Origin of the sequence: Paenibacillus chartarius, from assembly GCF_042432825.1 — a bacterium.
GTDB lineage: Bacteria > Bacillota > Bacilli > Paenibacillales > NBRC-103111 > Gordoniibacillus > Gordoniibacillus chartarius.
In genome coordinates this window covers 36317-60587 of the sequence record NZ_JBHLWN010000024.1, presented here as the reverse complement: position 1 = coordinate 60587, position 24271 = coordinate 36317, and the positions used below count along the sequence as shown (strand labels likewise).

Genomic DNA, 24271 nt, shown 5'->3' with positions numbered 1-24271 from the left:
ACAAAACCTCCAGCGATTCGATAGGGCAAGCCTTTACCCCCCCGCGCCATTACAGGGATAAAAAAATGACCGGGTTCCGGCTCTTCGAATGCCTTCTCCCAGTCATTTTTCAGAAATATTCTTCCGGCGGAAATTGCAGTCCGGTCCCGCTATTTTATAAAACCGTTCGCCTTAAGCGCCTCAGCCACAGCAGCGACACGCCTGCCCAGCCTGCCGGCCATGAGCAGCTCCCGATCATCCGGCGTCAGCGAGCTGTCCGGTCCCGCTACGGTAGAAGCTCCATACGGCGAGCAGCCGATCGCTTCCGCCGTTAAATATTCCGGGTTCTCCGAATACGGAAGACCGACCATAATCATGCCGAAATGAAACAGCGGAACCATGGCGGTCAGTATCGCCGCCTCCTGTCCGGTATGGATCGAGCCGCTGCTCGTCATGAGTCCGGCCGGCTTGCCCTCGAGACTCCCGTCTGCGCAAAGCTCGGAGGCGAATTCCAGAAACAGCTTCACCTGTGCGGGCATAAATCCGAAATACGTCGGAAACCCCCACACGATGCCGTCCGCCCAGCGCAGATCATCGTTCGTCGCGAACGGAACATCCCGCTGCAGCTCAAGAGCCCGCTCATACTTTTCGAAGCGGCCGACGGTCTTGAACCGCCGGGACAGCTCCGGCTCCGGGCTTTCCGCATTTTTATGCCGATCTTGAAACACCGTCCGATTCGCTTCGGACTCCAGCTCGGGTATCCGCCGCAGTCTGACTTCGCTTCCATACTCCCCGGCAGCCGCTGCGGCGGCCCGGGCCATCTCATAAACATGTCCGTAAGCACTGTAATAGACAACAAGAACCCGGCTCATCGGAACTCCCTCCCTTTCGCGAATGAAACCTCCTGCTCCGCTTCCTCCCAGCGTGCCCGAAGATCCGGCTGCACCCAAGAGGGCTTGCTTCCCGCGAGCCGAATCGCCTTCCCCTTGCGCCACACCCAGCGTCGATCCGGCAGCATGGCGAACAGCTCCTCGGGCGAAGCCGCATCGAGCATGACCATGTCCGCATCGCAGCCTGGACGAAGTCCATAATCGGCTTGCCCGATCACCTTGGCCGCATGCTCGGTAATCATCCGCAGCACCGTGCGGATTTCTGCCGGACTGCCCATGTGCGCGGCATATGCCGTAATGAGCGCTATCTGGAGCAAATCCCCTTTGCCGAACGGATGGAACGGATCGTGGATGTTATCCGAGGCGGAAGCGAGCGGCACCCCGGCCGCCAGCAGCTCCTTGACCCGGGTAACGCCACGGCGTACCGGGAAGCTGTCGCGCCGTCCTTGCAAATACATATTCGCCCCCGGGAGCGTCACCGCACTCAGCCCGGCTTCGGCCATCAGAGCGATGATCCGGGCCGCATCGCCGTCCGGCATGGCGGCAAGCGAGCACAGATGATCGACCGTCACCCTGCCACTCCAGCCGTAATCCAGCGTTCTGCGGGCGATATAGGCGGCCGTGCGGATATTCGGGTCGTCACTCTCGTCCGTATGCAGGTCAAGCGGGCGATCGAAGCGGGCGGCAAGCGCGAACAGCCGGTCGATGTCCGGCTCCGGCGCCGGAGCCAGGTGGGGCGCGCCGCCGACACCGGTTACCCCCATGCGGAGCGCTTCCTCTGCCGCTTCTATCGCTTCTCTCGTCAAATCATAATACGGAAGCATCGGAAACAGCTGGATGGTCACATATGGCTCGAGCTCCTGCTTGACCTCCAGCGCCGCCTCGACGGTGCGCATGGCAACCTCCTTGCCGTGCTTGACCTGAAAATCCAAATGCGTGCGGATGTGCGTCGTTCCGAACGAGACCGCCTGCAGCGCCGACCGCATGATGCGGGCTTTGATCTCCCGCTTTGTGAAAGCCGGAGCTGCGGCGGAATAATTCAGCACCGCTTCCTCCAGCGTCCCCGATCCATTGCCTACCTGCGGCAAGGAAAACGCCTTATCCAGATGCATGTGGGCATCCGCCAGCCCCGGCAGAACGATGTTCCCCTTCGCATCAAGCGTCACATCAGCGCCGCCGTTCCATTCCTCCACGGAAACCGCATCCGGCGCACGGTCGTAACCTTCCTGCGCGACAATTGTCTCCCACTTGCCCCCTTTGGCCGCAAGGGTATACAATCGACCTTCTTCCAGCAAAGGCAGCGAAGCATTGACCACTTTGAGGTCCGAACCCATACCCTCACCCTCCTCAGCTTGTTATACGCCGGCAGCCTCGGCGACCGGAAGCTCCAGCCACGACTCTTCCCCGGGACGGCTCATGACTGCGACTGCAGCAATATTCAGCTCCTGAAGGCCGGCATGAATGCCGTCGCGAATCGACATGCCGTTCGGATGCCTCAAAAGCAGCGGATAGCCGCTCCCGGTAAGCTCCAAGCGAAGCCGGGAACCTTCGGGACAGCGGACCGCGAGCGGCCGAAGTCCGAACTGTACCGCCTGCCAGCCGCTAACACCCTCGGCACCGCCGGCCGCCCCGATTTCCACACGGCCCACGGACAGAAATCTCGCCTCTTCACCAGGCAATACTAGCGAGAGCACCGCTACCAGATCGGTCGGACCGTCCATGACTTGACACACTGCCTTCACCTGCGGCGAACCGAACAATCCAAGCGCTTCGGAGAGAGGCGGACTGCTGTACACCAAGATTTCGTACCGGTCCTGCTGCGCGCTGCGGTCAACCGGAAGCACCGATGACAAAGGCATGGCCAGCCGGGCGTCATACACAAATACGTCCGGAGCTGCGGATTCGTCGATCCATTCCACATGCCGCGTCAGCTTCCCGCCGCCGAGCGAGCCGTTCGCCGGCAGCTCGGAGCCCGACAAATAATATCGCTGCGCCGCCTCCCCGTCCGCCGTGTCCGGCAGGCGGTCCGCCGTCCGCCACCGGCGGCTGCACGTTTCGTAATACCGGACGGGCGGCTCCTCGAACAGCCCGTTGCCGCGCTTTTCTTTAAGCCAATAGTCGAACCATTCGATCTGCTTCAAATGCATCAGGCCGTCCGCTTCCGGACCGTGATCGACACCGCCGGCCTTCCTCCCCCACGGGATGTGCGTCCACGGCCCGATCTCCAGCCGGTGAAACAGCTCCGGCGTCCGCCCCCCGGCCCGCTGAAGAGCCGCGTAGGATTGAAGCGTGCCGTGCAGCAGGAAATCATACCAGCCGCCGATATGAAGCGCAGGAATCGGCTGCTGTAAAAATGGGTCCATCCAGTTCAAGCGCGACCAATATTCGTCATCTTCCGAACGCCCCGCCCAATCGAAAAACGCAGGCATATACGTTTGCAGGACAGGGTGATCGCCAATCAGCGGCAGCTTGTTCAGTACTGCCGAAGGATTTTGCATGACGTGCGTGCAGATTGCCTCCGCCTCGGCGTCTCCCGCCAGGCGGGCCCCGTCTCTCGCCAGCTGATAAGCCCAAGGCAGACAGCTCTGGATATCGAAGCTCCCGTACGGATACATCCAGCCGCGATATAAGTCCGCAGCGGTCATGCTGGGAGCGATCGCCGTCAAATGAGGCGGATGCAGCGAAGCCGCCGCCCACTGCACGGCCCCTTGATAAGAGAAGCCGTACATACCGACTTTGCCGTTCGATTCGGGCAGGGCGGCAGCCCATTCGACCGTGTCGTACCCGTCCTCCGCTTCATGCAGGAACGGTGTAAACTCTCCCTCGGAATCACCCCGGCCGCGTACATCCTGGATCACGACGATATAACCGTGCGACGCATACCATACGGGATGGGCATGACTGACGGTAGAGGCGATCTTCCGCCCGTAGGGCTGCCTCATTAGCAGCACCGGATACACCCCCTCCTTTCGCGGTTTATAAATATCCGCATAAAGAGTGACCCCATCCCGCATGACACAAGGAACTCTCCGCTCTATCACCACATGGCCAAACTCCATTCCCATCCCCCCGATTGCGCAATATCCCGTTTGCCCGGCAAATCCAATCAACCGTTATTCATTTACCACCCGATCGCCGAGCCGTCGCTGCGCGGATCGGCCGCACCGATCCGATAGCCTTGCCCATCGATCAATATCGCCTGCGCATGTCCGACGACTCCGTCGTACGAGCCCGCCGCCTGGACCTGATGCCCCGCCTGCCGAAGCCGGTCCGCAACCGCCGCATCGATTCGGCTCTCCAGCCGGAGCCCCTCACTGGCATCTCCCCACGTTCTTCCCCACACCCAACGTGGTTCGTTAATGGCCGTTTGCGGATCCATCCCGTAATCGACAATCCGCGTCAGCAGCGCCGTCTGCGTCTGAGGCTGGCCCTCTCCCCCTTGCGTCCCATAGATCAAATACGGCTTGCCTTCCCGCAGCACCATCGCCGGCATCAGCGTATGGAACGTCCGTTTCCTAGGCTCCAGCCGGTTCACATGAACGGGATCGAGCGAGAAGAACGACCCGCGGTTATGCAGCAGCACACCCGTATCCCCGGCAACGACGCCCGATCCGAATTCGAAATACAAGCTTTGGATGAACGACACCGCATTGCCTTCTCGGTCGACCACCGCCGCATACGCCGTATCGCTGCCAAGCCTCTCAGGCGTCAGGGACAAGGCGCGATCCATCCTGATTTGCGAAAATAGCCGCCGGCAGTACGATTTATCCAGCAAATCGGACACAGGCACGGCCGCGAAATCCGGATCCGTAAGCATGGCGTTCCGGTCTCGAAACGCCAGCTTCAGCGCTTCGATGAGCGTATGATAATACTCGAACGAGCCGTGCCCGATCGCCCCAAAATCGCAATTCTCCACGATATGAGCGGCCATAATCCCGGCAAAGCCTTGGGAATTCGGCGGCAGCTGAACCAGCTCCAACCCTCTGTAAGCGCCTGTCACCGGAGCGACCCAGTTCCCGCTATGATCCGCAAAGTCGTCGGCGCCAAGCAAGCCCCCTCGCCCCTTCAGGAAAGAAGCAATACGCCCGGCTATATCCCCCTTGTAAAATGCTTCCCGCCCGCCGGCTGCAATGCGCCGGAGCGTATGCGCCAGCTCCCGCTGCAGCAACCGCGCCCCCGCGGCCGGCACCGCACCCGACGGCAGGAAAATGCGGGCGGCCAATCGCTCGGAGGCAAGCATCTCCCGCCGCAGCCGCGTATCCTTATGCTGATCGGGAGAAACGGGAAACCCTTTATCCGCATATGCGATCGCCGGCTCCAGCACATCCCCGAGCCGCATTCGCCCGTATTCGCGAACTACGGCGTCCCAGCTGTCAACCATACCCGGAACGGTCACGACGCTGCGAACTCCCCGTTCCGGAATGGCCGCTTCGCCGGCAAACGCATCGAGCGTCGCTCCGTACCCGGACCTGCCGCTGCCGTTATAGGCGCGGACCGCCCGATCTCCGGCGTGATACATCAGCCAAAACGAATCCCCGCCGACACCGGTCATATGCGGATATACGACTGCCAGGCAAGCGCTGACCGCAACCGCAGCATCGAACGCATTCCCGCCTCGTTCCAGGATGCGCGCACCGGCGGCGGAGGCAAGAGCATGGGGACTGGCAACCATGACGGAAGCCCCGATTGTCGCTTTGCTCACACTCCCATCACCTCTTCTCACTCAGTATATGTTAAATAAACTAACACTAATTTCATGATTTTTGCAATAATAATTAATATCACGGATATTTCCCTTGAATTTCTCATCATTTGGACTTATATTCAAATAAAAAGTTGATTAACCATTGGCTAAGATCAATTTTTCGTCACATTAATGTCATATATAGTAACATGTTCATACCACAGGAGGAGACTTCCATGCGCCGTATATATTTCGATTTATGCACTGCTATGCTAAGAACCGGACTTCTCGGGTACGGCGGAGGTCCCTCCACCGTTCCGCTCATTCGCTTCGAGGCCGTTACCCGCTACCGTTGGATGACGGACGAGGAGTTCGGTGACGTACTGGCGATTGCCAACGCCCTGCCCGGTCCGATCGCCACCAAGCTGGCGGCGTATTTGGGCTACCGCTTGAAAGGAACGGCCGGCGCGATAGCAGGCATTGCCGCCCATATTTTTCCCAGCTGCCTGGCCATGATCGTACTGGTCGAGTTCATACAAGCGTTCAGCTCCTCCGCATTCATCCATGGAATGATCGCCGCAGTCGTTCCGGTCGTTTCCGTTATGCTCGCGCAGATGACGTATGAGTTTGCGGTCAAGGCGGCCGCCGGGCTGGGGAAAAAATGGGCCATCGTCTTGGGCGTTATCGTATTCGCGCTTCTGCAGTGGTTCCAGCTCCACCCCGCCATCGTCATTGCATTATTTCTCGGCTACGGCGCACTACACTTCAAGACGATATCTCACTTTAAGAAAACAAAGGGGAAAGTCAGAAAAGAGGAAGCGGTATGATGGAATGGCTGCAGCTGTTTATCGGCTTCTTCCTGGCCAATGTGTTCGGGTATGGCGGCGGTCCCGCCTCCATTCCGCTTATGTATGAGGAGTCCGTCACCAACTACGGCTGGCTCACCGGTACGGAATTTACGAACGCCCTCGCGCTCGGGAATTCGCTGCCCGGTCCGATCGCTACGAAGCTCGCCGCATATGTCGGCTACGATGTCGCCGGCTGGGCGGGGGCGATCGCTGCGATTACCGCCACCGTCGTCCCTTCCGCCGTTGCTTTGATTTTCCTGCTCAAGCTGCTTTACGCACACCGTCAAACGCCCGTCGTCAAAGGCATGACCCTGCTCGTACAGCCGGTTATCGCGATCATGATGCTTCAGATTACCTGGCAAAGCTCCAAAGACTCCGTGCTATCCATCGGATTGCTCCAATTCACCGGCATTGCCGCGGTTGCCGCCTGGTTTCTTCTCAAACGCAAGACGCATCCTACATGGATCATTATCGCCGCATTCGTTTACGGAGGTTTATTTCTGAACCATTCCTGACCCGCTTCATCTCGAGATCACGGATTCCGACAGGGAGGGCGATCGGTATGTATTTGACTGTAGAAGACGCACTTACCATATACCCGTTATCCGAAGGGAAGCTGACTGCCGGACGAAGCGGCCTTAACCGTATCGTGAAATCCGTCAACGTTATGGACGCCCCCGATATTACGGATTGGGTCCGCAACGGCGACATTTTGTTCACGACCGCTTACCTGATGAAGGATGATCCTGCGCAGGGCGTACGGCTGCTTCGCAAGCTGGCGCAGAAAGGCGCGGCCGGGATCGGCATCAAGCTGGGCCGGTTCTGGGCGAGCGTGCCGGAAGATATGCTGGCCGAAGCGGACCGCCTCGGATTTCCCTTAATCGAGCTGCCGTTCCCCTTTACCTTCTCCGACCAAATGAAAGGACTGTTCAACGCCGAGCTCCAGCGCAGCACGCGAATGCTGCACGGCGTACTCAGCAAGCAAAAGGAGCTGATCCGCTTCGCTCTCGAGCCGCACGGCTCCGATGAAATGTTCAAACGGATCTCGTCGATATTGGGCTTCCCGCTGGCCGTTATCGGCATTCGCGGACAAACGTTGTTCAGCAGCTTGCCCGGTGAAGATCTGGAGCTTGCCAAGAAGCACAGGCCCAAGCCGGCCCCGCAATGGCTCCGAACGGAAACCGGCAGAATCTTGTGCATCCCGCTGCAGAACGCCAAAGCAGGCATTGAAGATGTGGGATACGCCGTGTTTCAGACGGCCGGAAGCATCTTTCTGAAGGAAGAGGAAGGGTTGTTCCACCAGGCTGCGGAAATTATCGCGCATCACCTTCATGCCCTGGAACGGGACTACATGGAGCAGTCGACTCAGAATGAATTCGCCTCGCTGCTCAAAAATTACTTGAAACATCAAATCCCCGTGGAGTCGCTGCTCGAGTGCGCTTCACGGCTCGGCATCCCGTTCGGCCGGGAGCCGTACGTCTGCTCGCTCATTTCCATTTCGGACATGGCCGAAGGCAAGAAGGCGCAGTTCTTTCGCATGATTCGCCAGGAGCTTCAGTACAATCCATTGATCGAATCGATGTCGAGCGTGCACGTCAATATCGAAGGAGCGATCCTGTCCGTCATACCTGCGGCCGCTGCGAGCGGCGGGCGTAAGCCGGCTCAGCTGCTGAACCGGATCTTTGCGGACATCGCCAAGGAAGCCGGCGGCCGACTGCGGATCACCATCAGTCACGGTAAATACAAACCGGAGCAGCTCGGCCAAGCTTACCGCGAATGTCTCGACGCCCTCCAAACGGCCGACCGCCTGCAGATCGAAGGGCACGTCATCGAATTCGAATCCGTGGAGCTCGCTTATATTTTGCAATCGGTGCCCGCGGAGAAAATGCGCCGCTTCACGGATCTGACGCTCTCCCCCCTGTTCGATAAAGCTCCGGACTCCGCCCCCGATTTGATTCGCACGCTGGAATTGTTTATCGAGAACAACGGACAAATTAACGAAACCGCCAAGCAGCTGTTCATTCACCGGAACACGGCCGCTTATCGGCTGGAAAAAATCAGCGAGCTGCTGAACATCGACTTTAAATCGTATTCCGATCTATTGAAGCTGAAATTAGTGATGCTGTTCAAGCAAACGTTAAGCAATCCATGAGTGCTCCAGAACTACGAACTGCCCAGAACGCAGCGGCCGGAGTACAAGCACAACAGGGCGTCACCGGTTATCCGGTTACGCCCTGCTTACGACCGCTTTTATCATGAGGACTAGGCCCCACGGCTGTTGCCAAGGGGCGCCCCTTATTGCCATTTCTTTATTCTGCTTGTACCGTTGAAAAAATCGCTTGCTCCGACAGTTTCCTATACAGGGATTGGTCCGCACAAATCGCTTTGGCGCTTCCTTCCGCCTGTTCGATCGCCGCCGCCAATCCGCCGAATACGCTGATTTGCGAGGGAGACAGACTCGAGATATCGACGAAATGGAAGCCGACCTTGAGCGGTTTCATAAACAGAAGGCCTTGTACCGATAGACGAGCTTGCTCCAGGGCTTGCTCCTCGATCCCGCCACGGAATGTCAAGATGATCCACCCGTCACGATTCTCCATACTGAAGGCAGGGAGAGGTCCTTCATGCTCATCGGCAGCCCGCTCAGAATTCGCCTCTGCCTCCTGGCCGGCTTCCGAATCGGCCGTTTGACTGGCGAGCAGCTGCTCGACGGTTTGTACGATTTTCTGCTCGGTTACCGGCTTGATGATGTAATGCTTGGCGCCTAATTTGATCGCTTCCAGCACCATCGACTTCTGATCGATCGCACTGATGATCATAATGCAAGCCTCGGGATAGCCCGCCAATATTTTCTGGACGGCTTCGATCCCGTTCATATTCGGCATCGTAATATCCATCGTAACGATATCGGGCTGGGTCACCACGTACTGCCGGTAAGCCTCCAAACCGTCCGCCGCTTCTCCTACGACCTGATGGCCGGCTCTTTCGAGCAATATTTTCAAATTTCGACGCATCAAATTGGAATCGTCAACAATCAAAATTTTTGCCATGATGGCCTCCTGTTACGAAATAAGATGTTGTTGGTAAGTGCCGTTTCGCAGCACAATTCGAATACTGAGCTGCGAATCGAAGCCTGACAACGGCTCGCAAGCCCATATATCGGATTCGACGTAGGTAAACGACGCTTTCTCCGTGCTTACGGTAATCGGCGGCTCCATAGTCAGCGTCCGCCCGCCCGCGCTAAGCTTCTCCAAGCAGTTGCCCAAGATGACATTGCCGGCCTCGGCGATCGCATCCTCCAGATCGGTGCCGCTGATATCCGCTTCGTCGACTTCCAGGGCGAGCTGCTTGAACAGCCTGCGCGCCGTATGTTCGTCCGCAGTGAGCACGAACAGACCGTCCAATACCCCTCTTAGCCCGATGAATACGGACACCTGATTCAGTTCAAGCCTGCGGGAAGGCACCAGCTGGAAGCTGGCATGCATGGGCAGGGCTTCACCGAGCGTTTCCGCGATGTATGCCTCCGTCTTGGCAATGAGCGGCTCGATCATGTCCGGCACGAGCGGTTCATCCCATACAAGCGCTTCCCGCATAGGCACTCTCAGCACGAATACGGTTCCCTTCTCCGGCCGCGAGTCGACCCGCACCGTTCCTCCGAGCTTCTCCGCTTCCGTCCTAACCGCCGATAATCCGACCCCGCGTCCCGACAGCTCGGACACTTCATTCCTGGTCGATAATTCAGCATGAAATATCAGATCCATGGCCTGCTCTTCCGTCATTCGCCCGGCTTCCTCTTCGGTTACAATTCCGTTCGCAACAGCCTTGGCCGCAACCGCGTCAACTTGAATGCCGTTACCGTCATCTCCAATCTCCAGCACAATCGCATCGTGCTCGAGGCGAGCCTTGCAATGAATGGAACCTTCTACAGGTTTCCCCCGTGCTTGCCGCACTTCCGGAGTTTCCAAGCCATGGTCGACGATGTTGCGGAACAGATGTATCAATGTGCGGACAAAGGAATGATAGACCTCGGAATCGACGTAGAATGCCCCGCCTTCGATCCGGAAGGGGTGCATCGCTTTACCGCTCTTCTCCGCCAGCTGCAGCGTATAAGCCGGATAAGCTTCCAGCATCTGAGCAAACGTCACCTGCCGCAGCTTTCGCAGCTCAGGCTGCAGCAGGCGGAATTCCGGCGCCGACAGCAGCGATGCCATCTTGTGCTCAATCGCCAGCAGTCGTTCCTTCTCAACAAGGAGAACATCTCTTTCCTGGTTGATTCCGGCCCCTAGCAGAGAGCCTAGAATGGCTAAGTCTTCATCCGTCCAGCCCGGCATATTCCACTCCTGCAGCAGGTTCATCAGCCTGCCGGCCGTAAGGGACCCGTCCGCCATCCAGCCCGAAAGCTCGGTCTCGGCTTCATGCAGTCTTTGAACGGTATGCGACAGTCCGAACAAGGCAAAGCTGCCTTTAAACGTATGGAGCTCCCTGTATAGATCTGCCGTCAGCGCTACTGACGGCTTGCCGGAATCGAGAATATCCATATAGCCGTCCTTGCTGAAATGTCGATACTCGGTCAAGCATTCCGTAAAGTCCTTGTACTGCGTAACGACCTTGACGATCATTTCCAGCCGCTTCCGCTCTTCTTCCTTCTCCGCCTCCAGCTTCCTCGTTTCCGTCATATCCGTAGCAATGACCATAATTCCGAGCAATAAGGAAGGCAGCTGATCGGCAGTAATCATTTTATAATCCAGGCGAATGACCTTTCCGGCCAACACGATCTCGGACGTCAGCAAAGTGACATAGATTTCGCGGCGCCCCGGGTTCTTCTCTTGAAAAATATTGGTAATCAGTGATTGGAGAAATGCCTCTTGCTCCTTATTGCCGAGAGAAATCAGTTCGGGAAACGACCGCCCCGCCAAATTGCCGCCGAACAGCTCCTCGCACTCTTTGCTGTACGTATCGGTAATCCGAAAGTCCGGCATAATCCCCATAAAGCCTTGTCCCGCATGATCAAGCAGCTGCTTAAGCGCCATGGCCTGCTGGGCAATCTGCTGCTTGGACCGCTCCAGCCTTTCGTTCGTGCCCGTCAATTCCGTATTGAGCGACTCCAGTTCATCGCGCTGAGCCTCCAGCTCCTCGCTTTGCGCCTCCAGCTCCTCAACCTGCTGCTGTTGAAGCTCCAGATGGGAACCGAGAAGCTTCACAATCCGATCCGCTTCGGAGGCAATCGCCGAAACTTCCGTATATGTTTCCTTGAACTGTACGCCGCCCTCCCACACTTGATCCGCCTTGCCGTCCGCCAAATCCTTGAACGTATCTTGAAGCTGCCGCAGCGGCCGCAGCACCGGCTTTGCAAGCATGGGGCTTAGCAAACGATTGATCAAAATCGCAGCAGCCGCCAGCAAGACAATGAGTGCAGCCGTTATGGACACAATCACAATGAGCAAGGGAGGCTCAATCCGTGCCGTAATCGTACCGATCTCCCGGCCGTCTTGTTCGGATAGCGGTGCGGTGTACGGCTTACTGAAGTAGCGCAAGAGCCAGCTGCTCTCGTTCATCGCCTCCCCGCTTCCCGGAGCCCCTAATCTGGCGCTGCGAAACAGCTCCCGGCCCTCAATCGAGACCGCAATATCCACGGCATGGATATGCCTGGGCATCTCCCTTCCTTCATCGTAGGGAAGGTTTTCGTTCTTATCGATGAACGGCAGCCGGTAATCGACCATTTCCTGACGCTCCATCGCTCTCTTCCAACGAGCCCAGCCCGGGGCGCTTTCATCCAGTTCCCTAAGGCTGCCGATGCCATGCTCCTTCGGAAATGCCGATGAGCCCATCTCCCGCATGACCGAGTGCGCGACCATCTGGGCGCCCAACTGCGCCAATGGCCGTAAAACCGCTGACATGAGCAGTAGAACCATCATGCCGAACAATAACACGGTGACCATGGTAGATAAATTCATGATGCTGCGGATCAACCGGGCCAAGCTTTGTTTGCGAGTAAAGCGGCTCAATTTCCTGGCTCCCTCCCGGCCTGTATGCCATCTCATCTACCAAACATTTCAATATCATGTCCCAAATTCCTGCATGAATCGACACGATTCGTCGAAATTAATCGATAATATCTCACTGCCGGCAGCCCGCCTTATGCATAAGAAAAATTAGGTAGCATTCAAACACTTTCTTAACAACTTTATTTTAAAATGTACGTAATTTTTCAACTTCCAAAATTATCCGGCGAAGAACATCTTGAACCAACAAGGTTTATTACTAGGGGACATGCTGCTATGTGGCAAAAAAAATATGTAATCGATTCAATTATGAACTTGACCTCCGACGGAATCGTCTTTGTGGATATAGCCGGGAAAGTGCTTGATGTGAACAAGAAATTCGAAGAATTACACGGGTGGACACGAGACGAGGTTATCGGCACCGTGCTGCCGATGGTTCCTGATCAACACAAGGAAAAGACTTTGGAGCTATACCAATCGCTTGTAGATGGTGAACAAATTTCCGATTTCGAAGCCATGAAACTGAGAAAAGACGGGTCTACCTTTTATGCGAACGTGACCGTCTCCCCGGTGAGGGATGAGCGGGGTACGGTCTTGGGATTCATTGGCGTGGAAAGAGACATCACCGAAAAGAAACGGGCGGAAGAGGAGCTATTAGAAAGAGAAAAACAGTTTAGAAAATTAATCAAACTAAATCCGGAACCGATTGTTTTACATAAAGACGGAAAGATCCAGTTTGTAAACGATATGGGCTGCAAGCTCCTGGGAGGCGCTTCAACAGATGATTTTACAGGCACCTCCATATTTGATTACTTCAGTCCGGTCGATGTGGACTTGATTCAAAAACGATTAAACCATGTTTACCAATCGGATCATTACACCGAGTTTATGGAGATCAAGCTGCGAAGAATTGACGGTGTCTTTATCGATGTCGAGTTATCTTCGATTTATGTTCACAAGAACCTCGGCTCCCCGGTCGTGCAGACGGTGCTTCGGGATATTTCCCAGAGAAAAAAATCTGAAGAAATCATCATAAGAGCGGAGAAATTATCGCTCATCGGCGAATTGGCGGCGGGAATCGCCCATGACATTCGAAATCCGCTCACGTCGTTAAAAGGATTTATTCAACTATTAAAGGCGAAAAATACGGAGTATGTCGATGTCATGATGGAAGAGCTGGAGCATATCAACTATGTTGTCAATGAATTCATGACGCTGGGGAAACCGCATCTGAATCTTTTTGAGACAAGCGATTTGCCGTCGCTTCTCAACAGTGTGGTGCATTTCATGACGCCTCAGGCTCGTCTCTATAATGTTCAAATTCATACCGAAATGGACGGAGAGATCCGGCTTATTCCATGTATACCGGACCAAATCAAGCAGGTGTTAATTAATATTTTAAAGAATGCCATAGAAGCCATGCCGCACGGAGGAATCATTACAGCTGCGATTCGAAATCACCAAGGTCAAAGCGTCATTTGCAGCATCCAGGATCAGGGCGTAGGGATTTCCGAAGAAATGCTGTCCCGGCTGGGCTCTCCGTTTCTTACCTCCAAATCGAACGGAACAGGGCTAGGGCTTATGATATGCAAGCGTATAGTCGAGTGCCACGGAGGCAAACTGTCTTTCCACAGCCATAGAAACCAAGGGACGACGGTGGTGATTGAACTGCCGGTGCTGCAGCCCGTTCATGCCTAGGGCGGAAAAGGCGGCAGCCGAGGCCCGTAAGAAGCACCCGGCAGTCGCCTTTGCGATTGTTCGTTTAGTCACGCTCCGTACCTTCATCTCCGAAGAGCCGGAAAGACACGTAAGGATAATGGCCTCCCCGCAGCGCCAGCTCCCGCTCGAATAAGGTCATCCGTTCTATGGTCCGGTTATTGGCAAGCGCCCCGCCATCCATCACTCGAAAAGGGAGACGCTCCAACACATTCATCACGGTGCGCTTGGCATCCTCATCGTCGCTAGTTACGTACACATCGCTCATCAAACCGTGATGTACCGGCTGCTCCAGCACTTTAAAAAAGGTGTTTTTAAAAGCTCCGACAACCTTGGAATCCGGTAAAATCCGTTGCAGCTCCTCTGCGGCCGATTGGCCCCAATCAAGCTCAAAGCCGGAGAAGTCGACTGTAAACGGGTTCGATGGGTCAACGATAATTTTACTGGCCAGCCTCTCTTGGTTCGCTGCTGCCCACGGCAACATATCTCTAAACCACAACGTATGGAGAATGACGTCGGAAGAAGCGATGGCTTCTTCATACGTAACAGCCGTTACATTGGCATATCCATTCTCCGCGGTGATCTGTTCCGCTTTTGCAGGTGTTCGCGACCCCCATAATAAAGGCATTTGACTGCTAAGCATGTGAACGAAGCCTTTCCCCATTCTCCCTGTCCCTAAAATACTGATCTTCATATCCTTCATCTCCTTTCGATGACCTCTAGCATATCATCAGCCCGGAAGAACAAGAATAATCGATCGGTTTCAGCGGTGAAACGATGGGTTTCAGCCTCCTTGTCGCTTATGGCCAAAACCTATATAATTCGATCAAGGAGTTGGTTCGCGTGCGTTTTCAAGACCTGGAGGGATTAATGGAAGCCGTCCGTCTCGGCAGTATCTCGAAGGCGAGCGAGATGCTTCATATCTCTCATACCGCCCTTGGCAAGCAGATTAGAAGTCTTGAGGCTTACTACGGGGTGCAGCTGCTGAAACGGACTTCCAGCGGAGTCGTTCCTACCGAGGCAGGAACGTATTTAATCAACAGGGCAGCCGGTTTAATGAGTGAGTTTGAATCCATACATTCGGAGCTGCGAAGATACCGTGAACCGGCGAGCTATACGATCGGCGCACTTCCAAGTCTGTCGGCCTCCTGCCTACCGGATCGTATTCTGGCTATGAAGAAAGATGGTATGGATAGCCAAGTTCAAATTATGCATACGTCTGACGAGTTATGGGATCGTTTGGAAAACGGTCAAATGGACGGCATATTGGCCGAACTGTCGACTGCACATAAAGTACCCTTCGTGAAAATCTTATTCCATGAACCCTACGTAGCTGTAGTGCATGCCGAGCATGCCTTCGGCAAGCTTCCGTCGATTGAACCGCAGGAATTGGACGGACAGCAGCTTATCTTGTACCCTCAAGGATGCGGCATCCGAAAGTGGGTGGAAGCTGCCATGAAGCAGCATCGCTTTACGCCGGTGATTGCGAGCGAGGTCGGTTTCGGAGGGTTTATTGCAGGAATGGTTGCAGCGAAGGCCGGAATCACTGTGCTCCCCGAATCATCTGCAGTGCGTCTCGGCGAGCCGAATTTAGCGGTCGTTCCGTTTGCCGGTCAAGCTGCACATCGTACGATTGTATTTGCAGCATGCCGCAAAGAAGTCGGAAGACGGTTGTGGCCCTATTTCAAGCACAGCTAAACAGGGACGCTATCGAGCAGCGCCCCTGTTTCATCAAGGTGCTCACATGGACCGAACCGAAGGTTTCACCACAAATACAGATCGTTGCCCTTTAGCTTAAACACGGCTTCCATGAAATAATAATCGCCATAAATAATCGGATGGTGATGCCGCCCCCGATGGTAGGCTTCAGAGCCATATTGCAGAATACTGTCGCTGGCCTCCGTCCAGTCGCAGCGGGATTGCTCCACCGCTTTGAGCAGCTTCAGCGCCGTATTCACATAAAGCTCCCGTTCGCACTCGCCTACGGCCTTGGCGATCTCAATCAGGCCGCATGCGGCAATGACCGCCGCCGTATCGTCCTGAAGCTTCGGCTCCGGGGGTTGTCTGAAATCGACCGGAATGATGCCGTCCTCCGGAATGTTGGCCATAAAATAATGGGCGATCCGCTTGGCGGTGTGCAAATACTCTTCCTTCCCCGTATGAATATAGCTCATCATAAAGCCGTACAGCGCCCACGTTTGCCCTCTTGTCCAAGAGGAGCCTTCTGCATAGCCTTGCCCGCCGTATGTACGGACAACGCCGCCCTGAAACGGATCGAATTCCACAATATGATTCACGGAGCCGTCCGGTCTGACGAACGCCGTCATCGCCGTATCGGCATGGCGCATCGCGATTTGCTTAAAGCGCGGATCCCCCGTTTCCTCCGTAGCCCAATACAAAAGCGGGATATTGAACATGCAATCAATGATCGCCCAGCCTCTTGTATCGCCCTCCTCGAGGTCGTTCCATGCGCGGATGAAGCCGCCCGCCAAATTAAAGCGTCCCGCAAGCAGGCTGGCGGCATGCAGCGCTCTCTTCCGCGACTCCGGGTTTTGCGTTACCTTGTAATTCGCTACACTGGTAGGAAGCCACATAAACCCGACATCGTGATGAAGCCCGTAATATTCTTGAAAACACCGGTCCAAGTACGTTTCCGAGATGCCCGCGATCTCCTTGTATTTCTCTTCGCCGGTTTCGTGGTACATGAGCCACATCATGCCGCCCCAGAACCCGTTGGTCCACCAGCAAATGCCGTCTGCGTCATAGCCGCTCGGATTATGGCCGGCCCGGTCATCGTGCGTTCCGTTTACCGTCGTATAGGGAATTTTGTATCTCGATTTTTCGCTAACCCATTCCATCTTGCTTCTCAGCTTCCCGATTGTGTTTGTTACCCAAGCCTGGTCATGTGCATGTAAGGTGTCTAACATTGAATTCCCTGCTTTCTATGCATTCGTAATATGTTTTCATTGTATTTCACTGACGGGGCGATGGGTATGCGGTTTCTTTAGAACAATGTGTCCCTTTTTTTAGATCATGCCTTTTTTCTGCTCAAGGAAGCAGAAATGGCCGGACGCATCGAAGGCAGCATACGCATTTCCGGCATTACCGCATTAGCGGAATAACGAGTCATCCTGCTCAAATAAAAAATCGCAGAACATCGACGGTGACGTCGATGCTCTGCGACGGTTCTGCGCATTATCGATCATTTGCCTTCCTCATCGGCTGTGGGACCGTAGATGCTCGGCACCGGAATATCGAGCAGCCGCAAGTACACCCCGAGCTGCGCCCGGTGGTGGACCATGTGGCTTAATCCGAAGGTGCGAAGCGCGATCGCCCGCGGTTGGCGCAGGATGATATGATCGCCGCTGCGCAGGGTCCATTCCTCGCCGAGCGTTATCTCGTCGCATTCGGCTAACAGCTTTTCCAGCTTACCGACGTTTGCGTCGAACTCCTTCAGCACGTCTTCAGGTCTTTCCAAGGCTTCCCGCCGAAGCGGCACGGTCGAAAGATCAAATTCCGGGTAAAGAAAAATCGCCACCTGCCAGTTCAACAGATTAATCAGATGCGTGGCGAGCCCGCCCAACGTCATCGATTTCACGTGCGGCTTCCACGACATATGCTCCCCGGGCAAGCGTTCCAGGATGCGGCGTGTAGTAGCCAGCTCATGCATGGCGTCTCCGACGATCAATGATTTCACCATAATTCTCCTCTCCTTCCTAAAAGGCTTGTACTCTATTTTATACTAGCATATTTTGTAAGTTCTCGCCTGTCCCTCAATTTCCGGCGTTCACATCTTCACTTTGGCGAAAGATTATTTATGCTGCCATTGTTGATTAGGGACGACACGGAACCCGCGCCCTCCGCCTCTGACAACCTTCGTTTTGATATACCGGATGCCGGAGATATCCGCCCCGCTCCGCGCATTCTTCGTCACGGACAGCTCCAAAATCATGCCGGTGATCGTATCCTCCCGGCCGCGAAGCTTGATCGAAACGAAGTTTCCCAAGGAGGAGGCGGCGACCCTCGAGCGAAGCTTCCCGTCCCGATCCCGGCTGCGAATGACCCGGACGGGGTGCAGAACGTGGGGATGCGCACCGACCACAACGTTGGCTCCCTGATAGAGCAACCGGCTCATCAGCTTCTTCTCCCTCTCGCTCGGGTAATTCCGGAACTCCTTCCCGAAATGGAGATAGACGATAATGAAGTCCGTCTTGCCCCGCAGCCTGCGGATCATCGCCGAGATCCGCTCCGTCGAGCCGATTCGGTTCACCATCCACGGCTTCGGAACCGGTATCGAATTCGTTCCTTTCGTATAAGCGAGAATGGCGATCTTCATACCGCCGGCCCTGACGATAAGCGGTGCGCCGGCTCCTTTCACGTTGTGATAAGTGCCTGTATGCTTTAAGCCGTTACGATTCAAAACCGCAAGCGTGCGCATCAATCCCTTGGAGCCGCCGTCCATGCTGTGGTTGTTGGCGGTGACGAGTACGTTAAATCCGGCTTGCTTCAGCGCCGGGGCCAGCTCATCAGGACAGTTAAATACGTATCGCGATATCCGGCTGACCGATTCCGTCGGGTAGCCGTTTCTTTTCACACCCGGACCGCCATAGCCCGAGAAGGTCGTCTCCAGATTGCCTACGGTAACATCCGCATTACGCAGCAAGGTTCGGACCGGCCGGAATAGAGGCGTAAAATCGAAGCCCTTGGCGCCCTTGCGCCGGGCGGACGCGATCATCGGATGCTTCATCAACACGTCGCCTACAATGGCAATTTTCACTGCAGCCACGAAGTCGATCCCTCCTTCAATGTCACCAGCATATTCACCTCCTGTCGCATCGGTCTCCCAATCACGCGTCTGCCTAGTATTCGGCCATATACATCACGTGCCGTGTCATCAATATTACTCGAAAAATCTATACGTAAAATAATCAAAATCCGCGTATCGCTTCGCTCAGGTCTTGCGCACATACGCCGACCATGGCTCCGGGATTGATGATGTGCATAAGCTCGCTCCTTAAGAAAATTAGCTAACCCGATTCGCGCGGCACTGCCGGCATTGCTAGACTAACATAGGGGAAAACGGATGAGTATGCGTTGTTTTAAGCTTGATATGCACGAAATTTAAGATATTTCCATTCCAGCACAAAAAGCCTACACGTCAAGCCGCCGGGACTCGCATGTAAGCTTCCGCCGCTTATCAGCCTCTTAATTCTTGTGATTTTTGTAATCCTGCGGCAGCTTGCCATATTGCTTCTTGAACATATCGCTGAACTGGCGCGCATTGTTGTAGCCGACCTTCTCGGCGATTTCATACACCATCAAATCCGTCTGCAATAGCAGCCGGACGGCGTGCTTCATGCGTACTTCGGTAACGTATTGCTTAAAGTTCCGATTGGTGTGCTTCTTGAAGAAGCTGCTGAAATAATACGGATTCATATAGACGAGTGAGGCGATGCGCTCCAGCGTAATATTTTCACTGTAATGGTTCTCGATGTATTCCTTGACGAGCGTCATCTGCTGCACTTCTTTCCCGCTGCCGGACGACTGCATCCGGCCGAATATTTCCGTAATCTCTCCCTCAACATACTGCTTCAGCTCCGCGTAGCGCCCGAACCGGTGCATCGATTGCAGCTGGTCCTGTTCTGCCGGAACATACGCGACCCCGACGGCGGCCAGCTCCTCCGACAATTCCGCAAGCAGCTGGTAACATCCGGTAACGGCGGCTTCCTTGCTGCCTTGCGCCGCCGCTTCAATCCGGTTTAAGGCTTGATCCGCCGCTTGGGCAATCACGTTCATTTCCTTGGACAGGAGCGCCTGAAGCAGCTGCTGCCTGACTTCGGTTAAGGCACCCTGCATCGAATCTCTTTCCGATGCCCGCTGCAGGTCGGAAGCGGCCTGCCAATGGATCACGCGCCCCTGTCCGGTAAAATAACGGAGCTTCAGCGCGTCAGCAGCCGAGAGGTAAGAAGACTTAATTTCTTGCAGAGAGCAAGCAGGGCGTCCTATCCCGAGCGTAATGTTCGTTTTCAAATAAAAGCGCACCTTCTCGACCATCTCCTGCCCCAGCTCCAGCATATCGCTGTCCTCACGATGGTTTGTAATCACACACAGTGAGTCCGCTTTCCGCAGCACCAGGCCGTTCCCGCAAGAGCGGGCAAGCTCTCCCGTCAGATTGGAAACCGCAAAGAACAGGAGCCTCTTTTCATGCTCGCCCCACGTCGCTTGACCTTCCTGAAACGGCTCCGGCTCGATGACAAAAGCCGTATAGCACTCATATACATAGCCGGCCTCCAGCCTCTCCAGCTGCCGCTTCGCTTCTTCCTCCCGGATGTCCCCTTCCGTCAGGCGGTCGAACAGATCCTCCAGCTGCGTTTGCTTATCCTTCAGCTCATACGCGGCGAGCTTGCCCATGGAAGTCATCTCTTCCGTTTCTTCCTGCAGCAGGGAAACCGCCCTTTGCACCGCCTCCCTCAGCAAGCGTTTCTCTACAGGCTTTACAAGGTAATCGACCGCTCCAAAGGCCAGCGCGTCCTTGGCGTATGAGAATTCCTGATAGGCGCTGATAAAAATGACTTTAGTCCTGAGCTTCCTCCGGGCAATCTCTTTAATGACATCAATGCCGCTGCCGTCGGGCATGCTGATGTCCGTGACCACCAGCTCCGGATGCTCCCGCTCGACGAGCTCCAGGAGCCCCTTCCCGGTCCAGGCTTCACCGACAATGCGGATGCCAAGCTCCTCCCATGGAATGAGCTTCTTCAATCCGCGGATAATCATCGGTTCGTCATCGGCCAGGATCACGTTAAGCATGTGTGTTCGCCTCTCTTCCTATCGGGATCACCATTCGCACCGACGTCCCGATGCTCTGCGTACTGTTGATCTCGATGCCGTACTCCGGTCCGTACAGCGTCACGAGACGGTCGTGCACATTTTTCAGCCCGATGCTGCCGCCTGTTTCCGCCGGCGTATCTCCACTTAACTTCGACTTGACCCGCCTAAGCTGCTCCGGAGGAATGCCGACGCCGTCGTCATCGACGGTGATGCGCAGCTTGTCGGCGCTTTCCAGCTCTGCGGTGATGCGGATCGTCCCCTTGCCGGCCTTCGGCATAATGCCGTGATAGATCGCGTTCTCCACGAGCGGTTGTATAGACAGCTTCGGAACCGGCAGTGCCAGCAGCTCGGCCTCGAAGCGAAAATCCATCGACAGCCGGTGCTCGCCGTAACGGTACTGCATCAGCATGAAATATTGATCGATATTCGCTTTCTCCTCGGCCAGGGGCACCGTCTCCTGCCCATAGTCCAGCACGTACTTGAGCTGATGGGACAATGACAAAATCATATCGCCGACCTCATTGTCGTCATTGGCCACAGCGCTCATCCGGATCGCTTCCAGTGTGTTATACAAATAATGCGGGCGGATTTGACTCTTGAGTGCGCTCAGCTCAGCCTGCTTCTGCTTAATTTGGGCGATGTACACCTCATCGATGTAGCTTTGCAGGCGTACGACCATCTTGTTGAAGCTCCGGGCAAGCAAGCCGATTTCATCCGTCGTCCGCACGGTAACCTGGGTATTGAAGTTGCCGGATTCGATTTTGCCCATCTGCTGGCTAATGCTCCGTATCGGACCTGACAGCCGATTGGAGAACAAGATCGCCACCATGATTAACGACACGATACAGCCCGCGATCACAACGAACAGCGTATTCTTGATCTGCTCGATATGCTTAAACATATCCGCTTTGTAGAAATCGCCGCGAACCTTCCAATCCGTTCCCTCCGTTGTATGCTCAATCTGGATATGCTCATCGGAATGCAGCGGTGCGTAAGGCTTCCCAATAAGCTCGCGATGGTTGCTGTATAGGACAATGCCACCGTTATCCATGACATAGACATAATCCTTCGGGTTCAGCACCATTTGCTGAAAAATCTCATCGAACGCCGACATGCTTACGTCCATATAGAACGTTCCGACTTGCTTGGCATTCAAGCCTTCCGAACCGAGCACATCGGTTAAATTTCGGGCATAGGTCATGACCAGCTGATCCGAACGCAGAAAGTACGTTTCCGGATGAGTCGGGAAAAACACGAGCGCCCGCTCATTGTCCAGCTTCTTGGCCCAACCAGGCTCCGGGTAGCTGTAGCCGATATCGAAAGTCTTGTTTTCCTTATTCAAATGCTGTAAGCGGCCATCCGTCGTCACGAAGAAAACATTGGTCAGGTGCTTGTCCGTATACAAGATTGTCCGCAGGAAATCATCAATCGTACTTTGAAGCCGAACATCGCCCGACCCCGCCTGAGCCGCAATCGCTTGCCCCAGTTGGCTGTATACGCCGTCTACCCCGTAGGAGTACATGATTTTTGAAATATTATTGTATTTGGTGTTCATATCGTCCAGGTTTTTGCCGGCGTACAGGAACATTTGCTCGTAGTTGTTTACGGCATTGCGTTCCACATAACTGCTGAAGGTATTCAGTGAAAAATAGCTAATCAGAAGCAGCGGAATGAGACCGGCGGCAATGAACGAGAACGTAAATTTGGCAAAAATACTTTTGCGCATGCGGGAAAATGTGGTCACTGCCATCTATCGCTCACCCCTTAGACAGAGAACGGCCTTCCACTTCTTATCATAGCAGTTTTCTTCGGTATAACCATGAGCTTTGTTGTGGAAAATGTTAGCTCCCCTTCGAGCTTGAGTTGAGGGGATCGACTCGAAATACGATATCGCCGGCAAATTCATTCAATTCAAAATGGCCCTGCTCCGCATTCCGGATCAACTCTCCATTGATGCGCAGATTGGTGAAGGTAACGCCGCTGACTGTTCGCTCCTTATCGTAGCCGTAGATTCGATTTTTGTTCGAATTGGAGCCGTTGTACGAAATGTTCGTAAACGTAATATGTTCAATGCGCTGGCCGGGTACGGGATTGTAGTCTTTGTTCCATACCACGCGGAGATCGATCAATTGCCCAAGCTCGAAAGCCTCGACACGGATGCCGTCATAGCTCACGTTCCGGACGATGTTCTTGTCGCCCGCATTGATCGCCATAGCTCCCCAGTAGTTCGGCTGAGGCTCGTGGTGCTCCAAAATATCGATGTTCTCGAAGCGAACGTTCTCGATCACATCGCCGCTTCGGTGATGATCGCCATGAGTTCCGATCATGAGCGGATGCGCCACATCCGCCCACAGCACCGAATTTCTTACGGTTATTTCGCGGGAATCGCCGGCAAAGTCCCATCGCGTGCCATAGATGGCGATGCAGTCATCCGAGGTGCGGAGAAAAACGTCATCGATATCGATATGGCTGCTGGCCATCATATCAATGCCGTCGGACCACCCGCGCGTGCTGAACGATTTGAAGTTCCGTATGCGGATGTGCTCCGACTTGCCGATGTAGATGCTGTAATGCGGCGGATCCATCGTGATGATGCCTTCTACGGTGATATTCCGCGAGAAGACGATGCGGACGCCGCGAAAGGCGGAGAAACGATGGAAGTCGGAAAGGTACAACATGCCCCTCCCCCGTATCGTTACATCGTGAACGCGATCGCACAGCATCGAACCGACAACGATGGCTCCGCCAGCGATATACACGGTTGTGCCCGACGGGATGCGAAGAATCGTTTCCTCCAAGTAATGCATGCCTGGCGCGAAATAAATGACCTTCGGGGCTTGCCCCCCATTCCCGTCCGCTTCCCAAGCCCGGTACAAATCTTCGGTGCGATGAATCGCGGGCTTCATCACAAGCACATCGTCGTCCGCCGGATCCGGCGCCTGTTCCTCCAGCGGGTTGGCAAACAGGTGCAGATTGGAAAACCGTTCGCCGTTGATCTCAATACTCAGCTTACGCGGCCTATCCAAAGTAAAGATGATTGCATCATGCTCATATTCGAACGCAACATCCGCCGATAGCGGACGAATGACAGCACTACGAACAGCAGCGTTCAGGCTCTCCACTCTTACTTCCGCTTGTCCGGCCATATCGAAATAAACCATCGAAGCATGACGTACATCGTGCATGTCTACCTTGACTTCATAAACGAACAATTCCTGCCACTCGCCTTCGGGTATTCTTACGAATACGCGATAGTCCTCCCTGCCAATCGCTCCTTTAGGAGCCTCATACCCAACTACCTGATTCATGAACCCAAGCCTCCCG

The 24271-nt window shown here is 54.9% G+C and carries 18 protein-coding genes; 5 read left to right on the top strand and 13 right to left on the bottom strand.

The window, feature by feature from the left end:
* Positions 1 to 149: 149 nt before the first annotated feature.
* The 4 genes from wrbA to ggt all read right to left on the bottom strand — a co-directional run bounded on the left by wrbA (position 150) and on the right by ggt (position 5571).
* A complete protein-coding gene (gene wrbA, locus ACFFK0_RS05600) occupies positions 150 to 851 on the bottom strand; it encodes an NAD(P)H:quinone oxidoreductase (RefSeq protein WP_377468964.1) in 702 nt (233 codons plus the stop codon).
* The gene (locus tag ACFFK0_RS05595) at positions 848 to 2203 is read right to left on the bottom strand and encodes an amidohydrolase family protein (protein WP_377468963.1); all 1356 of its coding nucleotides are present in this window, start codon (positions 2201 to 2203) and stop codon (positions 848 to 850) included. The genes wrbA and ACFFK0_RS05595 overlap by 4 nt, the downstream gene beginning before the upstream one ends.
* A gap of 21 nt (positions 2204 to 2224) precedes the next feature.
* Positions 2225 to 3883 (bottom strand): CocE/NonD family hydrolase, encoded by a 1659-nt coding sequence (locus ACFFK0_RS05590; RefSeq protein ID WP_377469019.1) that lies wholly within the window; start codon positions 3881 to 3883, stop codon positions 2225 to 2227.
* A gap of 107 nt (positions 3884 to 3990) precedes the next feature.
* Positions 3991 to 5571: a gamma-glutamyltransferase gene (gene ggt / locus ACFFK0_RS05585; RefSeq protein ID WP_377468961.1), complete on the bottom strand. Its 1581-nt coding sequence runs from the start codon at positions 5569 to 5571 to the stop codon at positions 3991 to 3993.
* Between the two features lie 218 nt (positions 5572 to 5789).
* Here ggt and chrB point away from each other — a divergent pair, with 218 nt between their 5' ends.
* The 3 genes from chrB to ACFFK0_RS05570 are packed head-to-tail and all read left to right on the top strand — an operon-like array spanning position 5790 to position 8553.
* Complete coding sequence (gene chrB, locus ACFFK0_RS05580; protein ID WP_377468959.1) at positions 5790 to 6380, top strand: chromate efflux transporter ChrB; 591 nt, start codon at positions 5790 to 5792, stop codon at positions 6378 to 6380.
* Positions 6377 to 6916: a chromate efflux transporter ChrA gene (gene chrA, locus ACFFK0_RS05575; protein WP_377468958.1), complete on the top strand. Its 540-nt coding sequence runs from the start codon at positions 6377 to 6379 to the stop codon at positions 6914 to 6916. The genes chrB and chrA overlap by 4 nt, the downstream gene beginning before the upstream one ends.
* Before the next feature lie 47 nt (positions 6917 to 6963).
* A complete protein-coding gene (locus tag ACFFK0_RS05570) occupies positions 6964 to 8553 on the top strand; it encodes a PucR family transcriptional regulator (protein ID WP_377468957.1) in 1590 nt (529 codons plus the stop codon).
* Positions 8554 to 8710: 157 nt separating this feature from the next.
* Here ACFFK0_RS05570 and ACFFK0_RS05565 read toward each other — a convergent pair whose 3' ends face one another.
* A complete protein-coding gene (locus ACFFK0_RS05565) occupies positions 8711 to 9451 on the bottom strand; it encodes a response regulator (RefSeq protein ID WP_377468955.1) in 741 nt (246 codons plus the stop codon).
* A 12-nt stretch (positions 9452 to 9463) separates the two neighbouring features.
* A complete protein-coding gene (locus ACFFK0_RS05560; protein ID WP_377468954.1) occupies positions 9464 to 12406 on the bottom strand; it encodes an ATP-binding protein in 2943 nt (980 codons plus the stop codon).
* A gap of 273 nt (positions 12407 to 12679) precedes the next feature.
* Between ACFFK0_RS05560 and ACFFK0_RS05555 the strand changes: the two genes are divergently transcribed.
* Positions 12680 to 14101 (top strand): PAS domain S-box protein, encoded by a 1422-nt coding sequence (locus tag ACFFK0_RS05555; RefSeq protein ID WP_377468953.1) that lies wholly within the window; start codon positions 12680 to 12682, stop codon positions 14099 to 14101.
* 64 nt (positions 14102 to 14165) lie between these two features.
* On the opposite strand, the gene ACFFK0_RS05550 is transcribed toward ACFFK0_RS05555, so the two are convergent.
* Entirely contained in the window at positions 14166 to 14813 is a 648-nt protein-coding gene (locus ACFFK0_RS05550) for an NADPH-dependent F420 reductase (RefSeq protein ID WP_377468952.1), read from the bottom strand.
* Positions 14814 to 14962: 149 nt separating this feature from the next.
* On the opposite strand from ACFFK0_RS05550, the gene ACFFK0_RS05545 reads away from it, so the two are divergent.
* The gene (locus ACFFK0_RS05545) at positions 14963 to 15817 is read left to right on the top strand and encodes a LysR family transcriptional regulator (RefSeq protein WP_377468951.1); all 855 of its coding nucleotides are present in this window, start codon (positions 14963 to 14965) and stop codon (positions 15815 to 15817) included.
* A 65-nt stretch (positions 15818 to 15882) separates the two neighbouring features.
* Here the strand turns inward: ACFFK0_RS05545 and ACFFK0_RS05540 are convergent, their stop codons facing one another.
* The 6 genes from ACFFK0_RS05540 to ACFFK0_RS05515 form a co-directional block, all read right to left on the bottom strand.
* A complete protein-coding gene (locus ACFFK0_RS05540) occupies positions 15883 to 16977 on the bottom strand; it encodes an AGE family epimerase/isomerase (RefSeq protein ID WP_377468950.1) in 1095 nt (364 codons plus the stop codon).
* Between the two features lie 344 nt (positions 16978 to 17321).
* Positions 17322 to 17819 carry a DinB family protein gene (locus tag ACFFK0_RS05535; RefSeq protein WP_377468948.1) on the bottom strand — a complete coding sequence of 166 codons (498 nt, stop codon included), beginning with the start codon at positions 17817 to 17819 and terminating at the stop codon, positions 17322 to 17324.
* A 111-nt stretch (positions 17820 to 17930) separates the two neighbouring features.
* Complete coding sequence (locus tag ACFFK0_RS05530) at positions 17931 to 18905, bottom strand: CapA family protein (protein WP_377468947.1); 975 nt, start codon at positions 18903 to 18905, stop codon at positions 17931 to 17933.
* A gap of 419 nt (positions 18906 to 19324) precedes the next feature.
* Complete coding sequence (locus ACFFK0_RS05525) at positions 19325 to 20926, bottom strand: response regulator (RefSeq protein ID WP_377468945.1); 1602 nt, start codon at positions 20924 to 20926, stop codon at positions 19325 to 19327.
* On the bottom strand, positions 20919 to 22697 hold the full coding sequence (locus tag ACFFK0_RS05520) for a cache domain-containing sensor histidine kinase (RefSeq protein WP_377468944.1): 1779 nt from the start codon (positions 22695 to 22697) through the stop codon (positions 20919 to 20921). The genes ACFFK0_RS05525 and ACFFK0_RS05520 overlap by 8 nt, the downstream gene beginning before the upstream one ends.
* Before the next feature lie 91 nt (positions 22698 to 22788).
* Positions 22789 to 24255: a glycosyl hydrolase family 28 protein gene (locus tag ACFFK0_RS05515; protein WP_377468943.1), complete on the bottom strand. Its 1467-nt coding sequence runs from the start codon at positions 24253 to 24255 to the stop codon at positions 22789 to 22791.
* Positions 24256 to 24271 lie beyond the last annotated feature (16 nt).